This window comes from Bacillus sp. PS196 (assembly GCF_037963555.1).
Lineage (GTDB): Bacteria > Bacillota > Bacilli > Bacillales > Bacillaceae > Bacillus > Bacillus subtilis.
In genome coordinates, this window is sequence record NZ_CP150159.1 from 2,057,940 (window position 1) to 2,081,511 (window position 23,572).

General features: G+C 41.0%; 23 protein-coding genes, 2 pseudogenes and 1 riboswitch. Of the genes and pseudogenes, 9 read left to right on the forward strand and 16 right to left on the reverse strand.

Translation table 11 applies throughout. The annotated features are described in order from the left end of the window. Nucleotides 1–29 precede the first annotated feature (29 nt). Entirely contained in the window at nt 30–932 is a 903-nt protein-coding gene (gene gltC / locus NST79_RS10380; RefSeq protein ID WP_004399246.1) for a glutamate biosynthesis transcriptional regulator GltC, read from the forward strand. 51 nt (nt 933–983) lie between these two features. Here the strand turns inward: gltC and proB are convergent, their stop codons facing one another. The 4 genes from proB to NST79_RS10400 form a co-directional block, all read right to left on the reverse strand. Next, the gene (proB, locus tag NST79_RS10385) at nt 984–2,099 is read right to left on the reverse strand and encodes a glutamate 5-kinase (protein ID WP_212059584.1); all 1,116 of its coding nucleotides are present in this window, start codon (nt 2,097–2,099) and stop codon (nt 984–986) included. Further along, a complete protein-coding gene (gene proC / locus NST79_RS10390) occupies nt 2,096–2,989 on the reverse strand; it encodes a pyrroline-5-carboxylate reductase (protein ID WP_010886524.1) in 894 nt (297 codons plus the stop codon). Before proC ends, proB begins: the two co-directional genes overlap by 4 nt. 147 nt (nt 2,990–3,136) lie before the next feature. After that, on the reverse strand, nt 3,137–3,505 hold the full coding sequence (locus tag NST79_RS10395) for a helix-turn-helix transcriptional regulator (protein WP_212059594.1): 369 nt from the start codon (nt 3,503–3,505) through the stop codon (nt 3,137–3,139). Between the two features lie 292 nt (nt 3,506–3,797). Beyond that, nucleotides 3,798–4,514 (reverse strand): 3-ketoacyl-ACP reductase, encoded by a 717-nt coding sequence (locus NST79_RS10400; RefSeq protein WP_032721974.1) that lies wholly within the window; start codon nt 4,512–4,514, stop codon nt 3,798–3,800. A gap of 152 nt (nt 4,515–4,666) precedes the next feature. Between NST79_RS10400 and NST79_RS10405 the strand changes: the two genes are divergently transcribed. The 3 genes from NST79_RS10405 (at nt 4,667) to NST79_RS10415 (ending at nt 6,389) form a co-directional block, all read left to right on the forward strand. Further along, the gene (locus NST79_RS10405; protein WP_212059596.1) at nt 4,667–4,975 is read left to right on the forward strand and encodes a DUF948 domain-containing protein; all 309 of its coding nucleotides are present in this window, start codon (nt 4,667–4,669) and stop codon (nt 4,973–4,975) included. Between the two features lie 66 nt (nt 4,976–5,041). Beyond that, nucleotides 5,042–5,812 (forward strand): hypothetical protein, encoded by a 771-nt coding sequence (locus tag NST79_RS10410; RefSeq protein WP_015251968.1) that lies wholly within the window; start codon nt 5,042–5,044, stop codon nt 5,810–5,812. A 43-nt stretch (nt 5,813–5,855) separates the two neighbouring features. Then, a complete protein-coding gene (locus NST79_RS10415; RefSeq protein WP_015251967.1) occupies nt 5,856–6,389 on the forward strand; it encodes a GNAT family protein in 534 nt (177 codons plus the stop codon). Between the two features lie 140 nt (nt 6,390–6,529). On the opposite strand, the gene NST79_RS10420 is transcribed toward NST79_RS10415, so the two are convergent. The 7 genes from NST79_RS10420 to NST79_RS10450 all read right to left on the reverse strand — a co-directional run bounded on the left by NST79_RS10420 (nt 6,530) and on the right by NST79_RS10450 (nt 14,036). After that, complete coding sequence (locus NST79_RS10420) at nt 6,530–7,522, reverse strand: ABC transporter permease (RefSeq protein WP_015251966.1); 993 nt, start codon at nt 7,520–7,522, stop codon at nt 6,530–6,532. Continuing rightward, a complete protein-coding gene (locus tag NST79_RS10425) occupies nt 7,516–8,262 on the reverse strand; it encodes an ABC transporter permease (protein WP_015251965.1) in 747 nt (248 codons plus the stop codon). Before NST79_RS10425 ends, NST79_RS10420 begins: the two co-directional genes overlap by 7 nt. A 9-nt stretch (nt 8,263–8,271) precedes the next feature. Continuing rightward, nucleotides 8,272–9,210, reverse strand: coding sequence for an ABC transporter ATP-binding protein (locus NST79_RS10430; protein ID WP_014479987.1), 939 nt, complete (start codon nt 9,208–9,210; stop codon nt 8,272–8,274). Between the two features lie 15 nt (nt 9,211–9,225). Then, nucleotides 9,226–9,777: a MarR family transcriptional regulator gene (locus NST79_RS10435; RefSeq protein WP_015251964.1), complete on the reverse strand. Its 552-nt coding sequence runs from the start codon at nt 9,775–9,777 to the stop codon at nt 9,226–9,228. Between the two features lie 405 nt (nt 9,778–10,182). After that, nucleotides 10,183–11,427, reverse strand: a complete 1,245-nt coding sequence (locus tag NST79_RS10440) for an MFS transporter (RefSeq protein ID WP_212059598.1) — start codon at nt 11,425–11,427, stop codon at nt 10,183–10,185. Between the two features lie 93 nt (nt 11,428–11,520). Further along, entirely contained in the window at nt 11,521–12,984 is a 1,464-nt protein-coding gene (locus NST79_RS10445) for an FGGY-family carbohydrate kinase (RefSeq protein ID WP_212059600.1), read from the reverse strand. A 17-nt stretch (nt 12,985–13,001) separates the two neighbouring features. Then, nucleotides 13,002–14,036 carry a 2-hydroxyacid dehydrogenase gene (locus NST79_RS10450; RefSeq protein ID WP_015251962.1) on the reverse strand — a complete coding sequence of 345 codons (1,035 nt, stop codon included), beginning with the start codon at nt 14,034–14,036 and terminating at the stop codon, nt 13,002–13,004. An 83-nt stretch (nt 14,037–14,119) separates the two neighbouring features. After that, nucleotides 14,120–14,211, reverse strand: a riboswitch (SAM riboswitch). A gap of 148 nt (nt 14,212–14,359) precedes the next feature. On the opposite strand from NST79_RS10450, the gene NST79_RS10455 reads away from it, so the two are divergent. Together NST79_RS10455 and NST79_RS10460 are read left to right on the forward strand one after the other, a co-directional pair. Then, on the forward strand, nt 14,360–16,402 hold the full coding sequence (locus NST79_RS10455) for a molybdopterin oxidoreductase family protein (protein WP_212059602.1): 2,043 nt from the start codon (nt 14,360–14,362) through the stop codon (nt 16,400–16,402). Nucleotides 16,403–16,468: 66 nt separating this feature from the next. Further along, nucleotides 16,469–16,762 (forward strand): hypothetical protein, encoded by a 294-nt coding sequence (locus NST79_RS10460; protein ID WP_003231432.1) that lies wholly within the window; start codon nt 16,469–16,471, stop codon nt 16,760–16,762. Between the two features lie 372 nt (nt 16,763–17,134). Here NST79_RS10460 and NST79_RS10465 read toward each other — a convergent pair whose 3' ends face one another. Continuing rightward, nucleotides 17,135–17,539 (reverse strand): UPF0715 family protein, encoded by a 405-nt coding sequence (locus tag NST79_RS10465; protein WP_015714052.1) that lies wholly within the window; start codon nt 17,537–17,539, stop codon nt 17,135–17,137. 88 nt (nt 17,540–17,627) lie between these two features. Next, nucleotides 17,628–17,745 (reverse strand): annotated as a pseudogene (locus NST79_RS10470) (hypothetical protein); the annotation flags it as partial. A gap of 68 nt (nt 17,746–17,813) precedes the next feature. On the opposite strand from NST79_RS10470, the gene NST79_RS10475 reads away from it, so the two are divergent. Together NST79_RS10475 and NST79_RS10480 are read left to right on the forward strand one after the other, a co-directional pair. Next, entirely contained in the window at nt 17,814–17,936 is a 123-nt protein-coding gene (locus tag NST79_RS10475; protein ID WP_014477000.1) for a hypothetical protein, read from the forward strand. A gap of 42 nt (nt 17,937–17,978) precedes the next feature. Then, a complete protein-coding gene (locus tag NST79_RS10480; protein WP_212059604.1) occupies nt 17,979–18,272 on the forward strand; it encodes a YozQ family protein in 294 nt (97 codons plus the stop codon). Nucleotides 18,273–18,387: 115 nt separating this feature from the next. Here NST79_RS10480 and NST79_RS10485 read toward each other — a convergent pair. Beyond that, nucleotides 18,388–20,062: pseudogene (locus NST79_RS10485) on the reverse strand (methyl-accepting chemotaxis protein). Nucleotides 20,063–20,386: 324 nt separating this feature from the next. Between NST79_RS10485 and hpaB the strand changes: the two are divergent. After that, the gene (gene hpaB, locus NST79_RS10490) at nt 20,387–21,838 is read left to right on the forward strand and encodes a 4-hydroxyphenylacetate 3-monooxygenase, oxygenase component (RefSeq protein ID WP_212059606.1); all 1,452 of its coding nucleotides are present in this window, start codon (nt 20,387–20,389) and stop codon (nt 21,836–21,838) included. A 36-nt stretch (nt 21,839–21,874) separates the two neighbouring features. Here the strand turns inward: hpaB and exlX are convergent, their stop codons facing one another. Then, the gene (gene exlX, locus NST79_RS10495) at nt 21,875–22,573 is read right to left on the reverse strand and encodes an expansin EXLX1 family cellulose-binding protein (RefSeq protein WP_212059608.1); all 699 of its coding nucleotides are present in this window, start codon (nt 22,571–22,573) and stop codon (nt 21,875–21,877) included. A gap of 269 nt (nt 22,574–22,842) precedes the next feature. Next, nucleotides 22,843–23,520: a YoaK family protein gene (locus tag NST79_RS10500; protein WP_038429085.1), complete on the reverse strand. Its 678-nt coding sequence runs from the start codon at nt 23,518–23,520 to the stop codon at nt 22,843–22,845. Nucleotides 23,521–23,572: the final 52 nt, after the last annotated feature.

A 23,572-nucleotide genomic window follows, 5' to 3' on the forward strand; every position in this document is an offset into this window, starting at 1 on the left:
AAAATGAGATAGATGGATGTGAGACAAACATGGAGCTGCGCCAACTGCGTTATTTTATGGAGGTGGCTGAAAGAGAACACGTTTCAGAAGCCGCTGATCATTTGCATGTGGCCCAATCAGCAATCAGCAGACAAATTGCCAATCTTGAAGAAGAATTAAATGTGACCTTATTTGAGCGTGAAGGGAGAAATATCAAACTCACGCCAATCGGAAAAGAATTTTTGATTCATGTGAAAACGGCGATGAAAGCCATTGATTATGCGAAAGAGCAAATTGATGAGTATCTTGACCCGCATCGCGGAACGGTAAAGATCGGCTTTCCTACAAGCCTCGCCAGCCAGCTTTTGCCGACTGTCATTTCAGCGTTTAAAGAAGAATATCCGCACGTCGAATTTTTGCTGCGCCAAGGCTCCTATAAGTTTCTGATTGAAGCTGTCAGAAACCGCGATATTGATCTGGCCTTATTAGGACCGGTGCCGACGAATTTCTCTGACATAACGGGAAAAATATTATTTACTGAAAAAATTTACGCGCTTGTTCCATTAAATCATCCGCTTGCTAAACAAAAAACGGTTCATTTAATTGATTTGCGCAACGACCAATTTGTATTGTTCCCGGAAGGATTTGTACTTAGAGAGATGGCAATCGATACTTGCAAACAAGCAGGCTTTGCTCCTCTCGTTTCCACGGAGGGTGAGGATTTGGATGCGATCAAAGGGTTAGTGTCCGCAGGAATGGGCGTTACCCTTCTGCCTGAAAGTACTTTTGCTGAAACAACACCTCGTTTTACTGTGAAAATTCCAATTGAGTTCCCTCAAGTAAAACGGACTGTCGGAATCATTAAACCGAAAAATAGAGAGCTTGCGCCTTCCGCGAATGATTTTTATGAGTTTGTCATTCAATTTTTCTCTAAGCTGGAGCAGTATCAATAAAAAAAATGAACCCGAGCTTCTATATAGAAGCTTCGGGTTTTTTTCTGCAAATTAATTTACAGGTAAAGAAAAATCCACATGGCAAACAAATGCTTCTTGATCAATTAGAGCTCTGTTTGTCAGTTCCTTGTTCTTTTCCGGTTCTTGAAGCTGTACAGAAGAGTAATTGACGATTCCAAGGCCGATTTCCGTCCCTTTTGAATCCATTAGCCGAACAACTGAACCGCTTTTAAATTTCCCTTTAATCTTCTGTACACCGTCTAGGTATAAACTCGATTGGCCGTTTGTTATTTTTCGTGAACAATCATCTGATAAAATCATTTCACCTTCCGGACCGGAATTAAAAGCGATCCATTGCTCCTTTTGATTCAACGGAAGCGTTCCTTCTGCTTCAAAATAGGTGCCTTCCGCCTGTTCATGAACGGCGTGATATAAAATATCGCCGACATCTGCCTGACCTAGGAAACCTTTAATGCCAGACGCCATTACGATTTTAAACGCATCAAGCTTAGAGCGCATGCCGCCGGTGCCAACGATGCTTCCAGTGTCACCTGCGCATGCTTCGATGTCAGGTGTTATTTCACTCACCCGCTGTATCCTTTTCGCTTCTGGATTTGTGCGCGGATTGCCGTCATATAATCCGTCGATATCTGATAAAATCACAAGCATATCTGCATCAATCAATCCTGCGACTTTTGCTGCGAGCGTATCATTGTCGCCAAACTTGAGCCGATTGACGGTAACTGTGTCATTTTCGTTTATGATCGGGATGATGCCGCGCTCGAGCAGTACATTCATTGTATTCCTGACATTGTTGTATCGATATTCATCAGAAAAATCGCTTCTCGTAATTAAAATTTGGGATGCGACATAGCCGTGTGCCAAAAACAGCTTTGAATAAGCCTCCATCAGCAATCCCTGGCCGATTGAAGCTGATGCTTGTTTTTCTGGAAGCTTCTCGGGCCTTTGGATAAATCCGAGCTTCCGATATCCCGCCGCCACTGCGCCTGAGGAAACCAAAATCACTTCATTTCCGGCGTCTTTGAGTTTGACGACCTGGTCGACCAGCGCTTCTAATTTACGAATGCTGATTTCTCCATGAAGGCTTGTTAATGAACTGCTTCCAATCTTCACAACGACTCTTTTCATGCTTGTATCAGGCATCACTTTATCACTCCTGATAGCGGCGCTGCAGTTTTTTCGATATCTTCGCTGATTTCCTTTGAACGCTTAGCCGCATGCTTTATCGCTTGAGAAATCGCTTCTCCGCCGCCGCTTTTTTTCAAGGCTTGCAGCCCCGCTGCTGTCGTTCCGTTCGGTGACGTGATATTATCTCTTAAGATCTCAGGATGTTCTCCTGTTTCCATGAGCATTTTTGCGGCACCTAAAAGTGTCTGTGCGCCGATGCTTCGAGATAACTGTTTATCGAGGCCCGCTTCCTCGCCTGTCTTTTCAATGAATTCCATTAAATAATAAAAATACGCGGGGCCGCTGCCTGCAATTCCGGTGAATATATCCATTTGATTTTCTTGGATTGTATAGACTTCGCCCATGCATCCGAGCAATGCTTCGGCCAGCTTCTTCAGGTCTTCCGACACATATTTGCCAAGGGCAATAGCTGTTGCAGAAGCGCCAATCATACTGGAAGTGTTGGGCATCACTCTGACAACCGGCTGTTCATTAAGCAATGATTGTTCAATAAAAGAGGTAGTTATGCCGGCAAGGACCGACAATATTAATTGATGGGGTTGAATACGTGATTTTAGTGATGACAGAGCGTTTTCGGCGTCTTTTGGCTTCATTGCCAAAATGAGCACATCCATGTCTTCAATACATAGTTGGTTCGGCAAGGCGCCTTTAATGCCATATTGAAGTTCAAGTTCAGTTAATCGCTCTGTATTGCTGCGGTTTGTAACGCAGATGTTTTGTTTCGGGATTTTGTTGGCACGAACGATACCTGATATCATTCCTTCCGCCATAGATCCTGCTCCTATAAAGGCTACTTTCTTTTGATCAAAGATCGGTAACATCTCCTTTGTTCGCTTTTTTGTTCGCATTTTCACACGTTTAAAATGTTACCACGTGAGGAAATGATGTCAAGTTTGAAGGTCATCATTGATTTGTATTGTTTCTTTTCGACAAATATGTATAATGAAAAGCAGAAAACACCCGGTTCACACTGCTGCGCCGGGTGTTTGTTTCTATTAAAAATTATCTGAGAGAGCTTTTTCAATCAGTTTTTTACAGCGGTCCAGCTCTACCTTCAGCTGTTTTTTATATAGCTTGGCAGCTTCAAAATCTTTAAATTGATAGAGGACGACTTCCTGGAGTTTAGCCCCTTCTTTTTTTACTTTAATTTGTTTTAATATCCCGTCATCAAGAAGCTCATGCAGAGACCGGTATACTTCTGTATGATTTGGTTTAAAACCAATCTCTTTAAATTCAGACCGAAGTACTTCAAGCAGCTTTAACCCATAGAGTCTCTCTTGCTCTGTCATTGTTATCATATAAAGCTTCAAAAATGCGCGCTGTTTCACTAAAAAGCCTGTTGAACTCCTTTTTTCTTCTTTCATCATATGCACTCCTTCTTCTGTCACTGACAACACTATGTACTAAATATTCAATTTTCTTTTATTGTTTTCCTTTTTTATATTAAAGACTGATAGTCCAATTCATTTCATGTTTACTGATTATAGGTGTAGCGGAAAAAATAAATTCTGACTGAACATTTGGTACATAGTTTTCTTAGTTCTATTATAGCCTGCATTCACTGCCAGCTTCAATTTAAAACGATTGTCAGATTTGCATATGCCGGTATGAATTTCATTCAAATAAAAAAACCTGTCGAAAGACAGGTTTTCATTTTTAAGGATTTGTTGACCATAATCCCGCTGTTTTGATGAAAATACGAGGATCTAATTTCAATTGTGCCACCATGTACTCAGCAAGATCCTCAGGCTGCATCACTTTTTCAGGATTACCGTCTGTTAAGTTCAATTCGATAGACATATCACTAGCGACAGTGCTCGGCGTTAACGCGCTGACTCTGATATTATGTTTTCTCACTTCTTGCATAAGAGACTCTGTTAACCCGAGAACGGCAAATTTAGAAGCGCTGTAAGCACTTGTTACAGCAGCTCCTCTTTGGCCCGCTGTAGATGAAATATTAATGATGTCTCCGGCTTTGCGTTCGATCATTTCCGGAAGCACCGCGCGAGTCACATGATACACACCCATTAGGTTGACTTGTATAATATTTTCCCATTCATCGGCTGACAGATCTAAGAAACCGCCAAATTTGCTGATTCCCGCGTTATTAATGAGAATATCGATATCACCAAGCTGTTCTTTCACTTGAGCGACGGCTTGGTTAACCTGCTCGGCATCTTTTACATCTGCAGCAGCAAATGCAGCTTTTACACCAAGCGCTTTGACTTCTTCTGCCACTTTTTCAACATTAGCGGCAGTCCGGCCGATTAACCCAATATTTACGCCTTCTTTCGCAAGAGCAAGAGCTGTAGCACGGCCGATCCCTCTGCCTCCGCCTGTGATTAAAGCGGTTTTATTTTGTAAACTTTGCAATTGAAGCACCCTTTCTTTGTTTACCTATGTACGATATCACATTATAAGTAGAATAAATCCAATACGCAAATCAAACGAACTGTGCAATCATCATTTCTTTGGATTAAAAAAGCGGAAACAGGGTAATGACAAAAGAAAAAAGGAGTGAACATATGGTTATTGTTTATATCAGCCTGGCAGTATTAGCAGTTTCTATTATCTTCTTAGGAGTTAACGTGATTCAAAACAAGAAAAAAATGGACCCTGCACTAAAGGAGCTTTCCTCTGTTACGCAGGCTATGCAAAAACAAATCGAAGGATTAAAAACAGAAACAGATCTGCTGACGCAAAAACAAAAGAAGATTCAGCAGGATGTCCAAATGAAAAAATCCGCGTTTCAGCAGACCGCAGCTGAAGTAAAAGAAGTTCCTAAAGCTGTTAAAGAGGTGTGGCAGGCTGGTCATTTAAATAGCAGGTCATGATGAATGATATCCCGTTGTTTCGATCAGAATGGACAATGGGATATCATTTTTTGAGGAGGCTTTCGCATGATTGTAAACCACAGTTGCTTAAAGGAGTTCGCAGAAAAACTACATTCTCTTCCCTCTTCACTTACAAAGTCGGATTTACTTATTTCTCCATTTCATCTCCATCAAGAAAATGAACTTGACATCTACTATTCACCTCATAATGAATATATCAATCGGACTGCTACGATTGTGATTGCCGGGATCACGCCGGGTTTTTCCCAGATGAAAACAGCGTACGAAACAGCAGTCGAAAGTCTGCGGCAAGGCCGCACTCTTGAGCAAATGGCGGTAGATACAAAAATAGCAGCGGGTTTCTCCGGGTCGATGAGACATAACCTTATCACCATGCTGGATTTATGCGGGCTGCCGCAAGCTTTCGGCATTCAAAGCGCCGCAAAGCTTTTTGGAGAATTACGGTATATGCTCCATACAACTTCCGTTATTAAATATCCTGTCTTTATCCAGCAAAAAAACTATACCGGATACAAACCGGCTATCACTCATTCTCCTATCCTAAGCACCTATGCTTTTGGGCACTTCCCTGCGGAGCTTAACCATGTGACGGGACCAGCTCTTCTCATTCCGTTAGGAAAAGCGGCCGAAACAGTATGTGAAACATTGATCAGACAACACAGCCTCCAGAATTTGATTTGCCTTAACGGCTTTCCCCATCCATCAGGCGCGAACGGCCATCGTTTGAAACAATTCAGCAAAAACAAAGAGCAACTAGAAACACAAATTCGTTCCTTTGCTGCATTGGTTGATTTCGCTATAGAAAAGAGGAAATAAAAGGGATATGATAAACAAAAACACAAACGTGGGGAGTGGTTGAATGTTTCCTATATTAGAAACGGATCGGCTTATACTTAGGCAAATCACAGATCAGGACGCGGAAGCCATTTTTGCTTGTTTCTCAAACGATGAGGTGACACGCTATTATGGGCTTGAAAACATGGAATCTATAGAACAGGCCATTTCAATGATTCAAACGTTTGCTGCCCTCTATCAAGAAAAACGCGGTATACGGTGGGGAATTGAAAGACGGGACACTAAAGAACTGATCGGAACAATAGGCTTTCACGCTCTGGCCCAAAAGCATAGGCGCGCGGAAATCGGTTATGAAATCATCCCGGAGCATTGGCGAAACGGTTTTGCATCAGAAGTCATTTCAAAGGTCGTATCTTACGGATTTTCTGCCCTTGGACTGTCGCGTATTGGCGCAGTTGTATTTACTGCTAATGATGCATCAAATCGTCTGCTCCTAAAAATGGGGTTTCAAAAAGAAGGTGTTTTAAGACAGTACATGTATCAAAATGGTACTCCATATGATACAAATGTGTATTCTATTGTGAAACCAAGAGAATGACGGTATTCTCTTGGTCTGTGCCACATCCCTTTTCCTTTAAAATGTCCGATTCATGACCTGCATCAGCTATGACGTTTTGATTCTTGATCAATCCCTACAAGATTTTCATCTCTTAAAACAATGCTAATAACTTTTTTCCCCTACTCATAAATCCCTTTATTGGTTCTTCTTCTTGTGATAAAATCCCCAAGGAAACAAAACGTAGCCGACCACATCAAAATATAAATAACCTGAGTTTTGTATTCCCACATTGAATCCCCCATTTCTACCCCGTGAATGAAAGTCATATACGCTTTTTGTGGCAGTATCGCACAAAGGGCATTTAATATTGGATGATGTGGAGCAAAAGAAATAAAACAGCCTGACAATACACACGTGATCACACTGATACCACTCGTCATCAAACTGATGTTTCGATCCATCACAGAAGCCATAAAGATAGCGAATGCTGTTGCAAGCACTGTAAGAACACCCAGTAACCCAGCAAGAATATTTAAACGGAAACCAATTTCAGCATGAAAGAGTACATTTGTAATTAGGATGGCCAAGTAAGTGGGTATGTATAAACATAAAAAAGTAAAGATAAACTGAACCAACAAATATTTCCCCACATGCACGGGAGACACTAAAATCCTTTTGAAGGTTTTGAGCATCCGGTCTTCTGGATATAACGCAGCTAATGCCACACCTTGCATCAATACAAGCATCATGATAAAGCCTAATATATTCGTTCCCGTTCCCCGTTCCATCCTTAATTCATCCTCTCCCCGGTAGCTGCCTGGCATTTCTCCAGTCTCAAAAAATTGCTGAATCATTTTTTGATCCGCTTTACTTTTCAACGTGGTTACGCTGTAATCAAGTTGATTTTTTTCTACAATGGCTGCATATTTCCCTAACATCAGATCAGAAAACTTCGGCTTCTGATCTACCGTTACCACTCTAAATGCAGAATCACTCGGCAAATGATGAACTTCGTCCAGTTCTGTAACAAAAGCGATTGTTTCTTTGAAAACCGGCTTCCCGGAAAACATAATCGCAACGCCAATCATCAGAGGGATAATGATTAATGCAATGATAATAATGGCTTTTTTGGTCAGGATTCGCTCCCACCTGTTTTGGAATAAACTCAGCATATATATCCCTCCGGCTTAAATACAACATGAGAAACGGCAATACAAATGATTGAAGCCAATATTAGTCCTGACATAACAGGCTGCAGCATACTGAAATCATGATCATAAATGAGACGAAATGAACATTCTGTTACCCATTTAATCGGAGAAAGAATCGATATCTGATTGACGGTATCTCCAAATCTATGAATTCCGAAAAATACGCCACCAAAGAAAACAAAAAAAGCTATCGGAATTTGCATAATCCCATTCGCCTGTTCTTCATTCTTGAACAAACTGCAGAACATTGTGCCAAAACAGCAACCGAAAAATAAAAATACATACAATAAAAGCATGAAATACGTAAGATATTGTCCTCCAAAGTTCAAATGAAAAATCGTTTGGGCTATCAACACATTCATGCTGTACATAATGACACTGAATATAAAGGTTGATAGTAATTTAGAAAGATAAATACTAGTTGTCGAAACCGGCGCATACACAATACGAAGGTTCGCCTTCTTCACCTTTTCCTCCATAAACGTATTAGAGGTCGTCATAGCAATCAGAGCTGCAGTGAAAATCATCATATTCACTCCGTAATAATCATAAGAACTGACCCCGCCTGCTCCAAAGCTGCTTTTCGTAACAAAGCCCATGACCAGAATCAGAACAAAAGGAAAGACCGTATTGGCTATTACAAGAACCGGATTCCTTAAAATATTCATAAAATCAAATGTTATTAATTTTAACAAACTCATTTTGCTCTCCTAATCTCTTAAATTTCTTCCCGTCAGCTCTAAAAATACCGTTTCTAACGATGCCTCTTTTTTGTTCATGTTTAGGATGCTGCAGCCTTGGGCACTCAATTCTAATATGATTTCACTCAGGTGATCTTGGTTCTTTTGAACAGTAACATTTAGTTGATGGTCAGAGAAATCAACTCCTGTCACTCCTATGATTTCTCTAATCGAGTTTTTATTTAATCGCTGAACATGCGCCAGTTGAAAAGCGTATGTTATTTCTTTATTGACTTCTCTGTACAGCTCTTCTTTTGTTCCATTGGCAATAATTCTTCCTTCATTCATGATCATAATACGATCTGAAATTGCCTCGACTTCTTCCATATAGTGTGTAGAGTAAATGATGCTTGCGCCTTTTGTTTTCAGCTCTTTTATCGATTCCAAAATGTGATGCCGGGATTGCGGATCGATTCCTACCGTGGGCTCATCCATGATAATCAGTTTCGGCTGATGGGCAATGGCGCACGCAATGTTTAATCTTCTTTTCATCCCGCCTGAAAACGTCTTTGGCTTGTCATCTTTCCGGTCATATAGCTGTACGAGCTCCAAAGCCTCTTTGACTCGGGCTTTCAGTTCTTCTCCTTTAAGAGAATAAAGACTGGCAAAAAAACGAACATTTTTCTCAGCGGAAATCTCCTCATAAATCGCGATATCTTGAGGCACAATCCCGATGCCTTTCTTCATTTCCTTGGACCCTTTTTTCACACTATGGCCCAATATCGAAACATTTCCGGAACTGGCCGACAATACTCCTGATAAAATATGAATGGTTGTGCTTTTCCCTGCACCATTTGGACCTAGTAAGCCAAGCACTTCCCCCTCTCTCACTTCGAACGAAATCCCATCTACTGCCGTTTTGTTTTCATACTGCATTTTCAAGTTTTCTACTGTTGCTACGTTGTTCATAGTTGGTTCTCCTTTTTACTTTCTCCGTTTTGCGAATTCCTGCAATAAATTTGTTTTCAAATTGTCTCGATTTTGTTCAATGTCAAAATCAGCAGCGTCTTCTTCAAAACCATCCTGTTCTTCTCCGTCAAAACTGTACAGTTTCTTCAATAAAACCCATAATGTTTCCAGCTCTTCCGTCGAAAAGCCTTTAAATAGATCGGCCATAAAATACACCGCTTTTTCACCGCATTCCTCCATGACACGCTTTCCTGAATCAGTAATCTTCACATTAACTGCACGCTTGTCGCGTTTACTTGGTACAGTGATGACATAACCTCTTTTTTCAATACCGCTGACAAGTCTGTTGATGTTTTGTTTTGAAGTGCCTAATTTTTTTGCAATGTTGTTGAATGTCGTTTCCTCTTCCGGTAAATGCAGTATGGCAACCATCGTCATAAATTGCCTCGACGTTAAGCTTTCATAATAATCGTCTCCGCGTGATTGGATTTTGTTTAAAGTGGAAAAAAATGTAGCGTAAGACTGTTGCATTAAAAATAAATCTTTCAGTTCCTTAGAATAATCCACGATGTTCCCTCCTTGAATGGACAACTTATTGTCTATACATCTTAACATTTCTCATTACATTGTCAATATGTTGTCTATTTTTCTTTAGACTCCCTCGATAATTTATAGAATAGTTATATACTGATCGATTCAGAAAGAGGTAATGTTGATGGCTCGTCATCGAGAATTCAATGAAGAATAAAGCATTGGAGACCGTTATGAATTTGTTTTGAGAGAACATTCGGGCGAGCTAAGACGTGAAATTAACGTGGAACAAACGGCTCAGACTTATATTCTGTTTCTTATCAGCTGACTGTTATGGTGAAATCCCGTCCAGATCAATCATTTTTGCGTCATTCCGTATCGGAAATCCTTACATTGCTGAACAAATGATAAAAAGCGCCCCGGAAAATGGGCGCTTTCTAATTAAGATGCATATTGAGGAGATGTATCCTCCTTAACTGCTTTTTCCTCAGGTATATGAATACATTTTGTCAAGACCGCACTTGCAAGGTAAAGGGCCGCAAAGATCCAGACGACACCTTGCGCGCCGACGAGACCGATGAACAGCCAAGCGAGTGCAGGGCCGACAAACGCTGATAAACCTGCAGCTAAATTCAATACAGACATGGCTGCCCCTTTATCTTTTCCTGCCACCGTCGGCACAATTGCACCAATCGGCACATAGCCTGCCAGCAAACCGCCCCAAATAAAGCCGATCACGCTGACAACCGCTAAACTTCCGCCGGAGAAAACAGGTGCGTAGTATAATAAGACGGTGAAAATGCCGCAGCCGACTCCGCCGAACCAAATAACAGTATTTTTCCAGCCGAATTTATCGCCGACAATACCGAAGATAAGGTTAAACACAATGTTCCCCAGGAAAATCGTTCCCCAAATTTGCAGCCACACATTGGTTGAAATTCCATGCTGGGCCATGTGCATCGGCAAAAAGACTGGAAAACCATATGTACCAATGCTGTTGATGATTCTGATGATTCCGCCTGTAAGCACGCGCGGATTTGTAAATAGAATCGTAACCCCTTTTAAAAGCTCCTCGGCTGTTTCTGATCTTTTTCTTTTCTTCTTTTCAAAACGGTCTTTATTGATAAACAATGCAAAGAATGCACCGAGACATACCCAGAAAATAGAGCTCCAAAGCGTATTCAAATAACCGAACGCTTTGATCGCGTAGCTTGAGTACCAAGCGCCGAACACAAACATGCCGAGGCAATATGCAATCCAAAACCAGCCGACAGCAGTGCTCAGTTTGCTTTGCGGTGTTCTGTAAATGACCCATGTCAAGAAAGAATAAGCAAAAAGCGGGTAACCTAACCCTTTTACGAAGTAAGTCACATACATCACTGGCAGGTTCAGCTGTTCAAATCCAAATACGATAAAAGCAGCTGTACCGATCACATAAAACAACAGCCCCATAAACATCGTTCGTTTTGCGCCAAATGCTTCGAGACATACACCCGAAAACCAGGAAGCTATGGCAAGCGCAATTCCGTATATACTAAAAATGGAAGCGGACTGCTGAACGGTGAGCCCGTTTTCGATCAAAAAAGGACTGAGCCAGCCTTGTTCAAGGCCATCTCCCATCATAAACAAAACAACCCCTAAAAATCCCCAGGCAAGCCGCTTCGGTATTCCTATTTTATCCAACATATCTGTCTCCTCCTTAGATGCTATTATTCATTACCGTATTACCTTATTAAAGTTGAAAATTAAATAATTCCTCAAAACAGCAGAAATTCCGTCTTAAATTAATACTTTGCTTTCTGATCCTGAAAAAAAGCGCTGTGTTTGCTTCCATTCCTCATATAAAGCCAATTCTATCTGACAGTCCTTCGGTTCGATCACCCGGACATTTGCTGACATCTCCTCCGTTAATTGAAAGGTTTCATTGCAAATGACTGCAGCACCGACGACAGATGCCTGATGATATCCCTCTTGGACATAGACCTTTTTTTGAAGAAGATCCGCGATATATTGAGTGAGCGCTTTGCTTTGGAATCCCCCTCCGCACACCCAAACATAATCACGTTCAAACGGAGTAACCTCTGTTAAAATGTCAAAGTTCCATTTGATTGAAAATGCGATCTCTTCTAGCGCTGCACGTACAAAATGTGCCCTCTTTAAATGTGCTGACAGCGGGGCATCAAAAAGAAAACCGCCTCTCGTTAACGCATTCTTTTCAGCCGATAAATAAGAGCCGAGAGCCGCTACACATGCATGGTCTTCTTTTGCAAGTGCAGAAATCTCCTCCTCCATTACTTCGTACGTTTCATTCGGATAAAAAATCTGTTTTAATTTTTGATAATTCAAGCCGGTAATTCCCGGATTCGTTTCCACAAGCCAATGCCCTTGATCCGTATGACAGTTCAGCCAGGCTTTATGTTTTGTGTCGCCATGATCCTCAGTAATTTTGGTTATTGGCGTTGTTGTCCCTGATACAATGACAATGTCCTCAAGTCCAGCTCCGGTGCTTTTGACAGCCAGCTGTGTATCCCCGCCCCCTGCTATAACCTTAGCATTTATTGAAAGGCCTAATTCGGATGCATATTCATTTGCTATCGTTCCAATTGCTGTTCCCGCTCTTACAAGAGGAGGAAGGATAGATGGAGAAAAGCCGAATATGTCGCACATCTCTTCTGACCAAGTGTTTTGCTTCACATCAAACAGCAGGGTTTCTGTTGCCTGTGATGGTTCATATGTTAATATTCCGCTCAGTTGGTACGTCACCCAATCACTGATGCTAGTAAAGCTTGCAGTCTTTTCCCATAAAGAGGGCTGGCGCTGTTTTAATCCATAAAGCTTGAGCGCAGAAAAAAGTGCAGTTGGCAGGCGGCCTGTGCTGCTGTATATCTCTTCCCGATCGGGAATGCCCGCCTCCCACTCTCGGCCGCGATTATCGATGTTCGGCAGCCCGAGAAAAGGATTGCCGTTTTGATCAATCAAAACAATCCCCTGTCTTTGGCTCGTCGATGTCAAACCAATGATGTCAATATCACACGAACGGGATAGCACACGTTTTGCCAAATTCATCACCTGATTCCACAGCACCTGAGGAGAAAAATAACGGCTGTCCGGGTAAAGCGTCTCTGTGGAATACACGATGTCCTCCCGTTCAACTGTTAAAACACTGCCGGTTACACTCACGACCGCTACCCTCGCATTGCCTGTGCCAATATCAAAAACGAGATAGCCTTTTTGTTTTTTCATTCTGTTAGCCTCCTTTCTTATCCCCCTGTTTTCAGTTCGTCCTTGTTATACATTGTCGGAATATTAAGAGTTTTTTCACCCTTCCACTTTTTGAGGGCTTTATTCAGTATCGTCACGTGATGATCCTCCACTTCAAATGTTGCTCCAGCGAGATGCGGTGTTGCCAGAACATTAGGCAATGAAATCAATTCATAATCTGATTCCTCTGGAGGTTCATGATAAAAAACGTCTAATATCGCACCTCTGATTTTATGTTCTTTTAATACAGATAAAAGATCTTCACGGTTTACAACAACTGCTCTTGAAGTATTGACGAAAATCGCACTCTGTTTCATCAGATCAAAATACTTCCGATCAATAAGTCCAAGTGTTTCCTCAGTACGAGGCAGATGTACAGAAACGATATCACTGTCTGAAAACACCGTTTTAAGAGATACTTTTTCATACAGCGGATGATCGTCTTGAATGTATGGATCGTAATACTTTATTTTACAGTCAAACGCAGTCAGCAGTTTTGCAATCCTTTGACCAACGGCGCCGAACCCAATCATGCCAACCGTTTTTCCTGATAATTCATTTCCTTTAAATTTGACATAAGCCTGCAGGTAATCACTGTTCCACTTTCCATCCTTCAGCCATTGATTCGAGGCGCTGGTATGGCGGAGAAAGGAAATCACATTTCCAATAAACATTTCAGCAACGGCTTGTGCATTCCGCCCTGGTGTATAAAAAACAGGTATGCCTCTTTTTGAGGCAGCTGCCACATCCACATTGGAGGGCATTCCCCTGCAAACACCGACAAATGAAAGTTCGGGAACAGAAGCAAATACGCTGTCTGTTACCTGATCAAGCTCAGTAATCAAGCCTGTCGCATTTGTTGCTTTTAGCAGCTGAATGAGTTCATCTTCCCGATATGCCCGGCCTTGTTCCTTCCAAGATTGATAAGCAACTGAGCCAAACAAGTTTTCTAGCTCTTTTCGTCCTTCTTCGTTGTACGGTGCTGTAACCAAAACCGTCATGGTGCAAAACATCCTTTTCATCGTATTTTTCATAAAAAAAATCTCTTTCCGAAGATGGAAAGAGATTCATATATAGGCGCGCTCTGTTACAGGCAGACGCCGGTATAAACCTTGCTTTCCTATCTTTCAAGCTGACGCTTGCTGGAATTGGCACAATAATGTTGCCGAGGTTTCATAGGGCCAGTCCCTCCACCTCTCTGGATAGAAAATGTTGAGTATGTAATTTTCAGAATAAAGAATACGTTTATCATAAAGAAGTCTCAGATTGATGTCAATCTCTTTTTTTCAGAATTGACGTTATGATCCGAAATGTTATAATTCTTACAAAATATCTAACTAGAGAGAGGAACTGGGCCATGAAATCTTTTGCCACACAACAAAACGGCATTTTCAAATCCGTTTGCTCGCTGGACTGCCCGGATCAGTGCGGATTGTTAATACATAAAAAAGACGGGAAAATCGTAAAAGTGCAAGGAGACCCTGATCATCCTGTCACAGCCGGAAACATATGCAACAAAGTCCGGAATATGACGGAGCGCATCTATGATGAAAAGCGGCTGACAACACCGCTCAAACGAACAGGTGCGAAAGGCCAAGCGATATTTGAACCGATTTCCTGGGAAGAGGCAATCGATACGATCACCTCCCGCTGGAAACAGCTGATTGATGAAGAGGGAGCTGAAAGCATACTTCCTTACAGCTTTTACGGAAATATGGGGAAATTGACAGCTGAAGGAATGGACCGCCGCTTTTTTTACCGCATGGGGTCAAGCCAGCTTGAACGGACGATTTGCAGCAAAGCGGGATCTGAAGGCTATAAATATACAATGGGCATAAGCGCGGGAATCGATCCTGAGGAAACCATTCATACAAAACTATTTATTTTTTGGGGAATCAACGCGGTCAGTACAAACATGCACCAAATTACGATCGCCCAAAAAGCGCGAAAACAAGGTGCCAAAATTGTCGTGATCGATGTGCATAAAAATCAAACAGGACGTCTTGCAGATTGGTTTATCCCAATAAAACCGGGAACCGACAGTGCACTTGCTCTTGGCATCATGCACATTTTATTTAAAGAAAACCTTCATGATGAAGCATTTCTGTCCGAGTACACGGTTGGCTATGAAGAGCTCCGTGAACACGTGAAACAATATGATCCTGAAAAGGTATCGACGATCACCAGTGTCAGTACCGAAGATATTTACCGACTGGCAAAAATGTACGGGGAAACCTCCCCTTCTTTTATCAGAATCGGAAACGGACCCCAGCATCACGATAACGGCGGGATGATTGTAAGGACGATTGCCTGTCTTCCGGCGATCACCGGCCAATGGCTGCACACAGGGGGCGGCGCAATTAAGCATAACAGCGGAATTTTAGAATATAACACAAATGCCTTGCAGCGGCCCGACTTATTGAAAGGGCGCACCCCGAGGTCGTTTAATATGAATCAGCTTGGCAAGGTGCTTTTGGAAACAGATCCGCCTATTCGCTCGCTTTTTATTTACGGAACGAACCCGGCCGTCGTTGCGCCGGAAGCAAACAAAGTCAGACAGGGCTTGCTGCGGGAAGACTTGTTTACTGTGGTTCATGATTTGTTTTTAACGGAAACGGCTGCATATGCGGACATTGTACTGCCTGCAACATCCGCTTTTGAAAATACTGATTTTTACACCTCCTACTGGCACCATTACATTCAGCTTCAGCAGCCGGTGATTGAGAGATATGGGGAAAGCAAGTCTAACACTGAGGTGTTCCGATTAATGGCTGAAGCAATGGGATTCACAGATCAGGAGCTTAAAGATTCAGATGAAGAATTAATCCGCCAGGCGCTTGACCATCCAGATAATCCGCATTTGGCAGAGATTGATTACGATTCACTTACTAAGAATTCATTTATGAAAGCGAAACGTGAAAAGCCGCTGTTTCCGGGCGAACTTCCAACGCCAAGCGGAAAAATAGAATTATATTCAGAAAAAATGAAACAAGACGGCTTCCCTGCTTTACCGACATATACACCTCTTGTAACCGATAATGAACATCCGTTTATGTATGTTCCGGGGCCAAACCATAATTTCTTAAACTCAACATTTTCCAATAATGAAAAACACATCAAGCTTGAAAAGACGCCAAAGCTCTTTATCAACACAAAAGATGCTGAAAAACACGGAATCGTTGATGGGGCACCTGTACGAATTTGGAACAGCCGGGGAGAATGCGAGCTGACCGCTGCAGTTGGAGAACAAGTGCTGCCAGGTGTCGTTGTCAGCCAAGGATTATGGGCGGATGAACAAGGAAAAAAACAGCTTGTAAACGCGCTAACCCCAGATCGCTTGTCCGATATGGGCGGCGGCGCCACCTTTTTTTCAGGCCGTGTACAGATTGAAAAGGTTTGAAAAATAATGAAACCCGGAGTATGCCAAGCCCGTATAACATAACATCGACATAATGGAGGCATACACATGGACGTTTTTTTAGGAATTGGTATTGCTTTGGCTGGATATTTTATCGGTGAAGGCTTAAAGCAGAGGAACCAAACCAAAGGTAATGAACAAAATGATATCTTCCTAATAAAAGAACGGGATATTTACTTTTACATTGGACTTTTTTTAGGAATAACAACGACTGAAGCAAAACAGTTAGCTGGAGACATGGCAGACCTGCCTTACATCGAAATAAACGGAAAAAAATATGTCCAGAAACATATGTTAAAAGATTGGACATTCACATTAGTTGAAAAACATCAGGGTGAATAAAACAAATCTGAGGAGAGCGAGATTCATTGTCACGCTCTCCTCTGTTTAGCTGTATGGATCCTGCCACCAAAACTTTGTTCTATAAGCGCTGATAAAACGATAAACCACCATCTATGTTCTTTCCTCAAACAACTCAAGATGCCCGTTCCACAACAATAGTTTTTATATTCCTTTGATGACGTGATGTTCTTGATGAACGTATGTATCGTAAAACACTTAGAAAACCTATTCGGTTTGAATGTGTGCTCTCATTATGCCCCCATACTGCGCCTTTATCCGCGGAGGATTTTTTTAAAAAAATATGAAACCTAAAGCTTTTAGATCCTGAATTTTTATTGAACCTCCATATTTCTCCGATTGGTAAAAATTAGCCTATACACCGGAAGCTGTACGTTTATAAAGGATCAGAGAATCCCATAACCAGTAAATCACTGCAGCCGCAATACTTAACATATAATAAAAGTACGATTGCAATGTCCATGCTATTGACGCAGGTTCATTGATAACAAAAAACAGGAAAGCTGCGATAAAAGCAACCACACTGTAAATCAATAGGTACATGACATTGAAAGTTCTCGCTTTTTTCTGCAACTTCATTTGGAGCGGAACAGCAAAAAGGCCATACACCACAAAACCGTATAATAAAGCAATTGCTGCCGTAAACAATGCAATTATCATATCGCCATACATAACGAAAGAATAAAACCCTAAAAACAAACCAAATGTAAGGCTGGATAGCCCTAATGTCATTAAATAATATGATGCGATTTTTTTCATTTTTTCACCCCCCTTGTTTGATTTATTCACAGTGCTGTTAGTATAAATTCACAACCTTTGTATTTCTTTTATCGAGATGTCTTCCCCAACGGGCTATACGCAATGCGCTAATAAAAGGTTTCAAAAATGACGTTCTTTTATTAGATAATACGCTGGCATGAAAACGCCTCTCCTGATTGGCGAAAGCGCGAATGAAAAAAGTGAATGAATACCTGATCAACAGACAAAATAAGAAGAGTTGATATTCAACACTTTTCGTAAAGGAGTGAAACCAATGAGTAAAAAGGGAATTCAAAATTCAAGTATTGAACAAATGAGAAATGACCATGAGACTGAAACAGCTTTTAAAGCAGATGATCCTAAAAAACATGGTTCTGATCCTAAAAGAACGAAATAAGTTCTTACCCCACTAAAATATCAATAATCTGGAGGAAGTAAAGTGACTCAAAAAAACGGTGCAGACAGACCTGATGATTATAAAAGATTTTCTTCATTAGACAAGGAATATGATTTTCAGCAATCTATAAGCAGCAATACTGAGACAGAAAGTGTAAACACTGAAACACAAACTCATAACAAAGAAAACAAAAATGACACAACAGATGTTGCCGGGAAATACTTTGAGCCCTCAGCTTATAAAGGAAGCACGCAATTAGAAAAAGGATTGGCTGAAACTCATGAACAGGTCAGCGATGACTATTTTGAAGGGACAATCGATCAAAATTTGGACTAGCCATACAAACGGAACTAACTTAAAAGAAGTCAGTTAACTCTGTTTTTAGAAACAACCACAGTAAAAGTAGCCAACCCCCACCGAATAAGATGGGGGTTGCACGTAAGTAGCCTGTTTAATATTTAAAACGATTAATGACGGTTTGAAGTTCTTCTGCCAACTGAGATAGAGATTCTGCGGCATAGGAGATTTCCCCCATTGAATGAAGCTGTTCCTGTGATGAATTTGCAACCGCTTCTGTATTTGCAGACGTTTCTTTTGTTCCAGCGGCCAATGTATGAACTGTGTGCTGAATCACTTCAACGCCTGATGTAAGCTGTTGAGTTGCCGCTGCGACTTCTTGTATTTGAGAAGTGACCTGTTCCACAAGGTTCAGTATTTCATTGAAATTTCCTGTTGCCAACAATACCTGAGCTCACATTTTCTTGAACAACCTTAATATTATTTACCGTTTCTATCGATTCATTTTGGATGGTCGCTACCACCGATTGGATGTGGTTTGCAGATTTATTTGTTTCATCCGCCAACTTCCGAACTTCTTCTGCCACCACAGCAAATCCTTTTCCTTGCTCTCCGGCTCTGGCCGCCTCGATCGCTGCATTTAGTGCCAACAAATTTGTCTGCTCTGAAATCGTCGTGATAAGCGAAGAGATATCGCTGATTTCTGCTGTGCTCGCTACCAATGTTTGCAATCCATTGCCGGCTGAATCTACAGATTTATCAATGAATTTCATCTGGTCTAACATCTTGTTGACGGACTTAGAGCCTATTTCAGCCTTGTCTCTCATCGAAGAAGAAAGATCCGCTATGTTCCCTGTATTTGAAGCGACTGATGATATACTGTCTAATAATTCAGTGATGGATTCTGCGCTCTTTTCTGTCATTGAGCTTTGCTTCACATTGCTGTCGGCAGCCATCTGCATGGCTCGTGAAATATGTTCAGATGTTGATTTCGATTCTTCCGCGCTTGCCGATAATTCTTCAGAGGAAGCGGCGACTTGTTCAGATGAGCTGCTGATCTGCTTCACAATTTGAGTTAATGAATGAGTAAAAGAATTAAAAGATTGGGCAAGCTGGCCAAATTCATCTTTATTTTTCACAATGACTTTTTTGGTTAAATCAGCGTCGCCGTGTGCAATTTCCTCCAGCTGCTTATTTATGCTTCTTAGGGGCACCATTATGGACTTTAACAGCATTATGCTTAAAACAACGCCTAATATAACTGATATCCCGGTGACAATGATGATGAGCCATTGACTCATTTTCCCATTGCCTCGTATTTCATCTTTTAGATCCTCCACCTCTTGATCCAGGTGATCAGACAGCTTATTGACAGCCGGATCTACGCCTTCTTTTCTTATTGTTCTTTCTTCTCCAAAATGGATGGTTTCTGCTTTTTTAGGATTTGAAGAGTAGGCTGTTACTACTTGCTGATTCAAAGCTCTATACTGAGTAAAACTTGTCTTAATGTCTTCAATATTGGATTGATACTTCTCTTCATCAATCAAGTCATTAACCCGGTCAAGGCTCTTTAAGACATCGTCTGCTTTTTCCTTCATACCCTCGTCGTATTCTTTGTCTCCGGTAATCAAGAAGCCTCTTTCATCATTTGATAACCCGGTCAATTCATATTGGATGTGTTTTATCTCTTTTTGGAATTCCATTTTGTCTTTAAGTTCTTCATTCTTTTTCACAGTAGAAGAAATCATAAATACTGAGGAGCCTCCAATTCCAATAATTGAAACAACTAATATTGATATAATCCCCAGCAATTTTGTTTTCACTTTCATGTGTCGTTTTCCCTTTCCGCACAATGTAATGGCTGAAATAAAATATGTTCAAGCGCGTTTGAATCCAATTCGCTTACGCTCATGTCCATAATATCGACACGTGTTATCAAGTTTTATAGTGATATTCTTATATGAATAAGCAAATTCTTTACGTCTCTGAACTTACAGAAAAACCTTAAGTAAAATTTGCAGTCTTTTGCGGTATGTAAGTCACTCTTATTCGTTTTTCTAAAAAAGGCTTTTCCCACCTCAAATTGGCTGAACCGGCTGTTTTCTCGAAAATATAATACAATACGCAGCATAATATGAAGGAGCGAAACTTAAATGGGGATCATCAATGGTAAAGAATTCATTGACCGATTGAATAAACTAGAAAACGAAATATGGTATGATGGCGAAAAAATAAAGGGTAACATTTCTGAGCATCCTGCATTTAAAGGAATAATCAAAACAAAAAGCTCACTTTATGAATTGCAAACAAAGGATGAGTTAATACATGAAATGACTTATTGCCTTCCTGGAGATCATAATCGAATCGGCCTTTCCTATCTCCAGCCTAAAACCAAAAATGATTTAAAAAAAAGAAGGAACATGATTGAACATTGGGCTAGACATACTCACGGAATGATGGGGAGAAGTCCGGATTACATGAATACGGTTATGATGAGCTTTGCTTCGTCAGCGGAGCTTCTAAAAGATAAAGAGAATTGCTTTCCTGAACATATACTAGATATGTATGAACAAGCTGCTAAGCATGACCTTTCCTTTACCCATACATTCATTACTCCGCAAGTGAACCGGTCACAGTCCTATTTTGGGCTAAGTGAAAAACCGATATCTGCTAAAGTCATTGATAGAACCGAAAAAGGTTTAATGATTCATGGAGCACGACTGCTTGCAACACAAGGCGGGTTGACCGATGAAATCTTGGTTTTTTCAGCGCCTAAATTTTTCTTTGAAACAGATGAAGCTTATGCTTTTTCAATCCCTTCTAATACAAAAGGCGTAAAATTCATCACAAGAGAATCATTTGTATTAAGCGACTCTTCCTTTAATCATCCCTTAAGCTCAAGGTATGAAGAAATGGATTCAATTGTGGTTTTTGATCATGTGTTAGTGCCGTGGAATCGTGTGTTTTTTTACGATAATGCGGAAGCAGCTAAAGATTTTATGACAAAAAGCTCTTTTCATGCCTTTACCTTTCACCAGGTTGTCATTAGGCAAATGATAAAAATTGAATTTCTATTAGGTGTTGCACAGCTTCTTGTCGACACCATTAATGTTTCCGAATATCAGCACATCCAAGAAAAGCTCTCAGAAATCATTGTGGGATTGGAAACAATCAAAGCGCTCATTGACAAATCGGAAAATGATGCTCAGTTAGATGAATTCGGCTATATGCGCCCCTGTTTAATTCCTCTTCAAGTCATCAGTACAATCATTCCTAAGCTATATCCTCGATTTACTGAAATCATACAATTAATTGGAGCTAGCGGAATGGTGACACTGCCTACCGAAAATGCATTTGACTCAGAGATACGGGAAGATCTTGACCAATATCTTCAAGCAACCAATACAAATGCTGAAGAACGTGTGAAAATTTTCCGTTTGGCATGGGATTTAACAATGAGTTCATTCGGAACTAGACAAACTCACTACGAAAGATATTTTTTCGGAGATCCTATTCGGATTTCAAGCAGGCTGTATACCAATTATCCAAAGCAGGAGCAGTTGAACATGATTAAAACATTTTTACATGCAGATGCAGAACAATGAAAAAACAGCGGGAAAAGATCCGCTGTTTCGTATTTTTTATTCAGGAAACTGAACATGGCCCGGTACTGTATAGGCTTTGGACGTTCCGCTTTCAGGCAGCTTTGGAATGGTGTCTTTCACAACTTTTCCGCGGATGTCAGTCATTCTGACTTTGAGAGAGCCAGTACCTAAATTCGTACTCACAAAATGGTTATAGTCCATTTTCTCCATGTTGATCCACTTACCATCCTTTTCATATTCCATTTTCATAACAGGATACTTGTGATTTCTGACTTGGATTGCTGCCCACCACCTGCTGCTGCCTTCTTTGATCCGGTACGTGAAATTGCCGGTGATTGGGGCTTTGACAACACGCCATTTAATATTGATTTTTCCGTCTTTCATATTGCCGATTTTACGGAAGGCATTAGGTGACAGATCAAGAGCTCCCCGAGCGCCTTCGGGATAAAGATCAGTAACATATACGGTTGTTTTCCCTTTTGGCCCTTCAACTTCCAAATAAGAGCCGGCAAGTGCCGCTTTTACTCCTCCGTAATTGAGATCCGCCGGATTTATTGCAGTAATCTCCATATCGGAAGGAATGGGATCCAGCAGGAAAGCTCCTCCTGAATAACCTGACCTTGTATACGTTGCATAACCTTCATGCAGGTCGTCATATGCTGCCGAAGCTTGCGGGGAAAAACAGAAGATCGTCAACAAAACCATACCAACAAATGCACTCATGATCTTTTTCATATTTGGTCCTCCTCAAACCAGACTTCAAATGAGAATCATTATCATTATAAGACTCAATCCATCTGGTTTGAAAGAGGAAATAGATTCATAGATGATTTTAAGGCAAATTCACTATCATTCATATATCAAATGTAGGTAGTTATGAAAAAGCCAATACAAATGAACGAATGTGCACTTCAGCCGAATGTCTTATTTTCCCCTCTCAAAATTCGCATTTCAATAACGAAATGAAACAGGCTGTTGGCCTGATAACAGCTATACAGGAAAAGCTATTTTTCCCGGCTCAGTTTCAACTTAGCTGTCATCATGATGCCAAAGATCAGCACAATCGGAACCCAAATAATGAAGTGATAAAAATCAGGCTCAGCCAGAGCAACAATAATAGCCCCCACACAATATAAAATAATAGCCAGTGCTCTTAACACAGTATCTCTTAAGAAAGTCTTCTTTTGCTTCTTAAAAAACAAACGGCCGGATATATCCTCTAAAAGAGAAGCCAAAGTGCCGGTCAACACAGTTGAAGAAATACCTGCGATCCCCAGTTTTTTTGCTGCTGTAGTTTGAATCCCCATAGAAATGCTCATGAGTATAATTAGAATGTGCACAGGAACAAATGCCCGGTAAAAAGAAAGACAAGCAAAGACAAACAAAATGAATGCTTCAAGTGCGAGGGCTTTTGTCACAGCAGAAGGCCAAAGGGTATTTTCCGCCTTTCCGACCATCAATGTAGCAATGATCACGCCGCATATAAATCCGATTAGCGCAGTCAAGGAATTAAAAACAGTGACCTGAATGGATTTGCCGATAGCTAACCCCAATAATACAATGTTTCCAGTCATATTAGCTGTGAACACATGTCCCAGGCTTAAATACCCGATTACATCCACGATTCCAGCTGTTAAACATAAAAGTGATAGCAAGGTGTTTCGATAAGCTGCTGCAGTCAACGGTGTATCAATCCTTTCTTCTATTTCAATTGTTAGTATGTCTTTTGGCGCA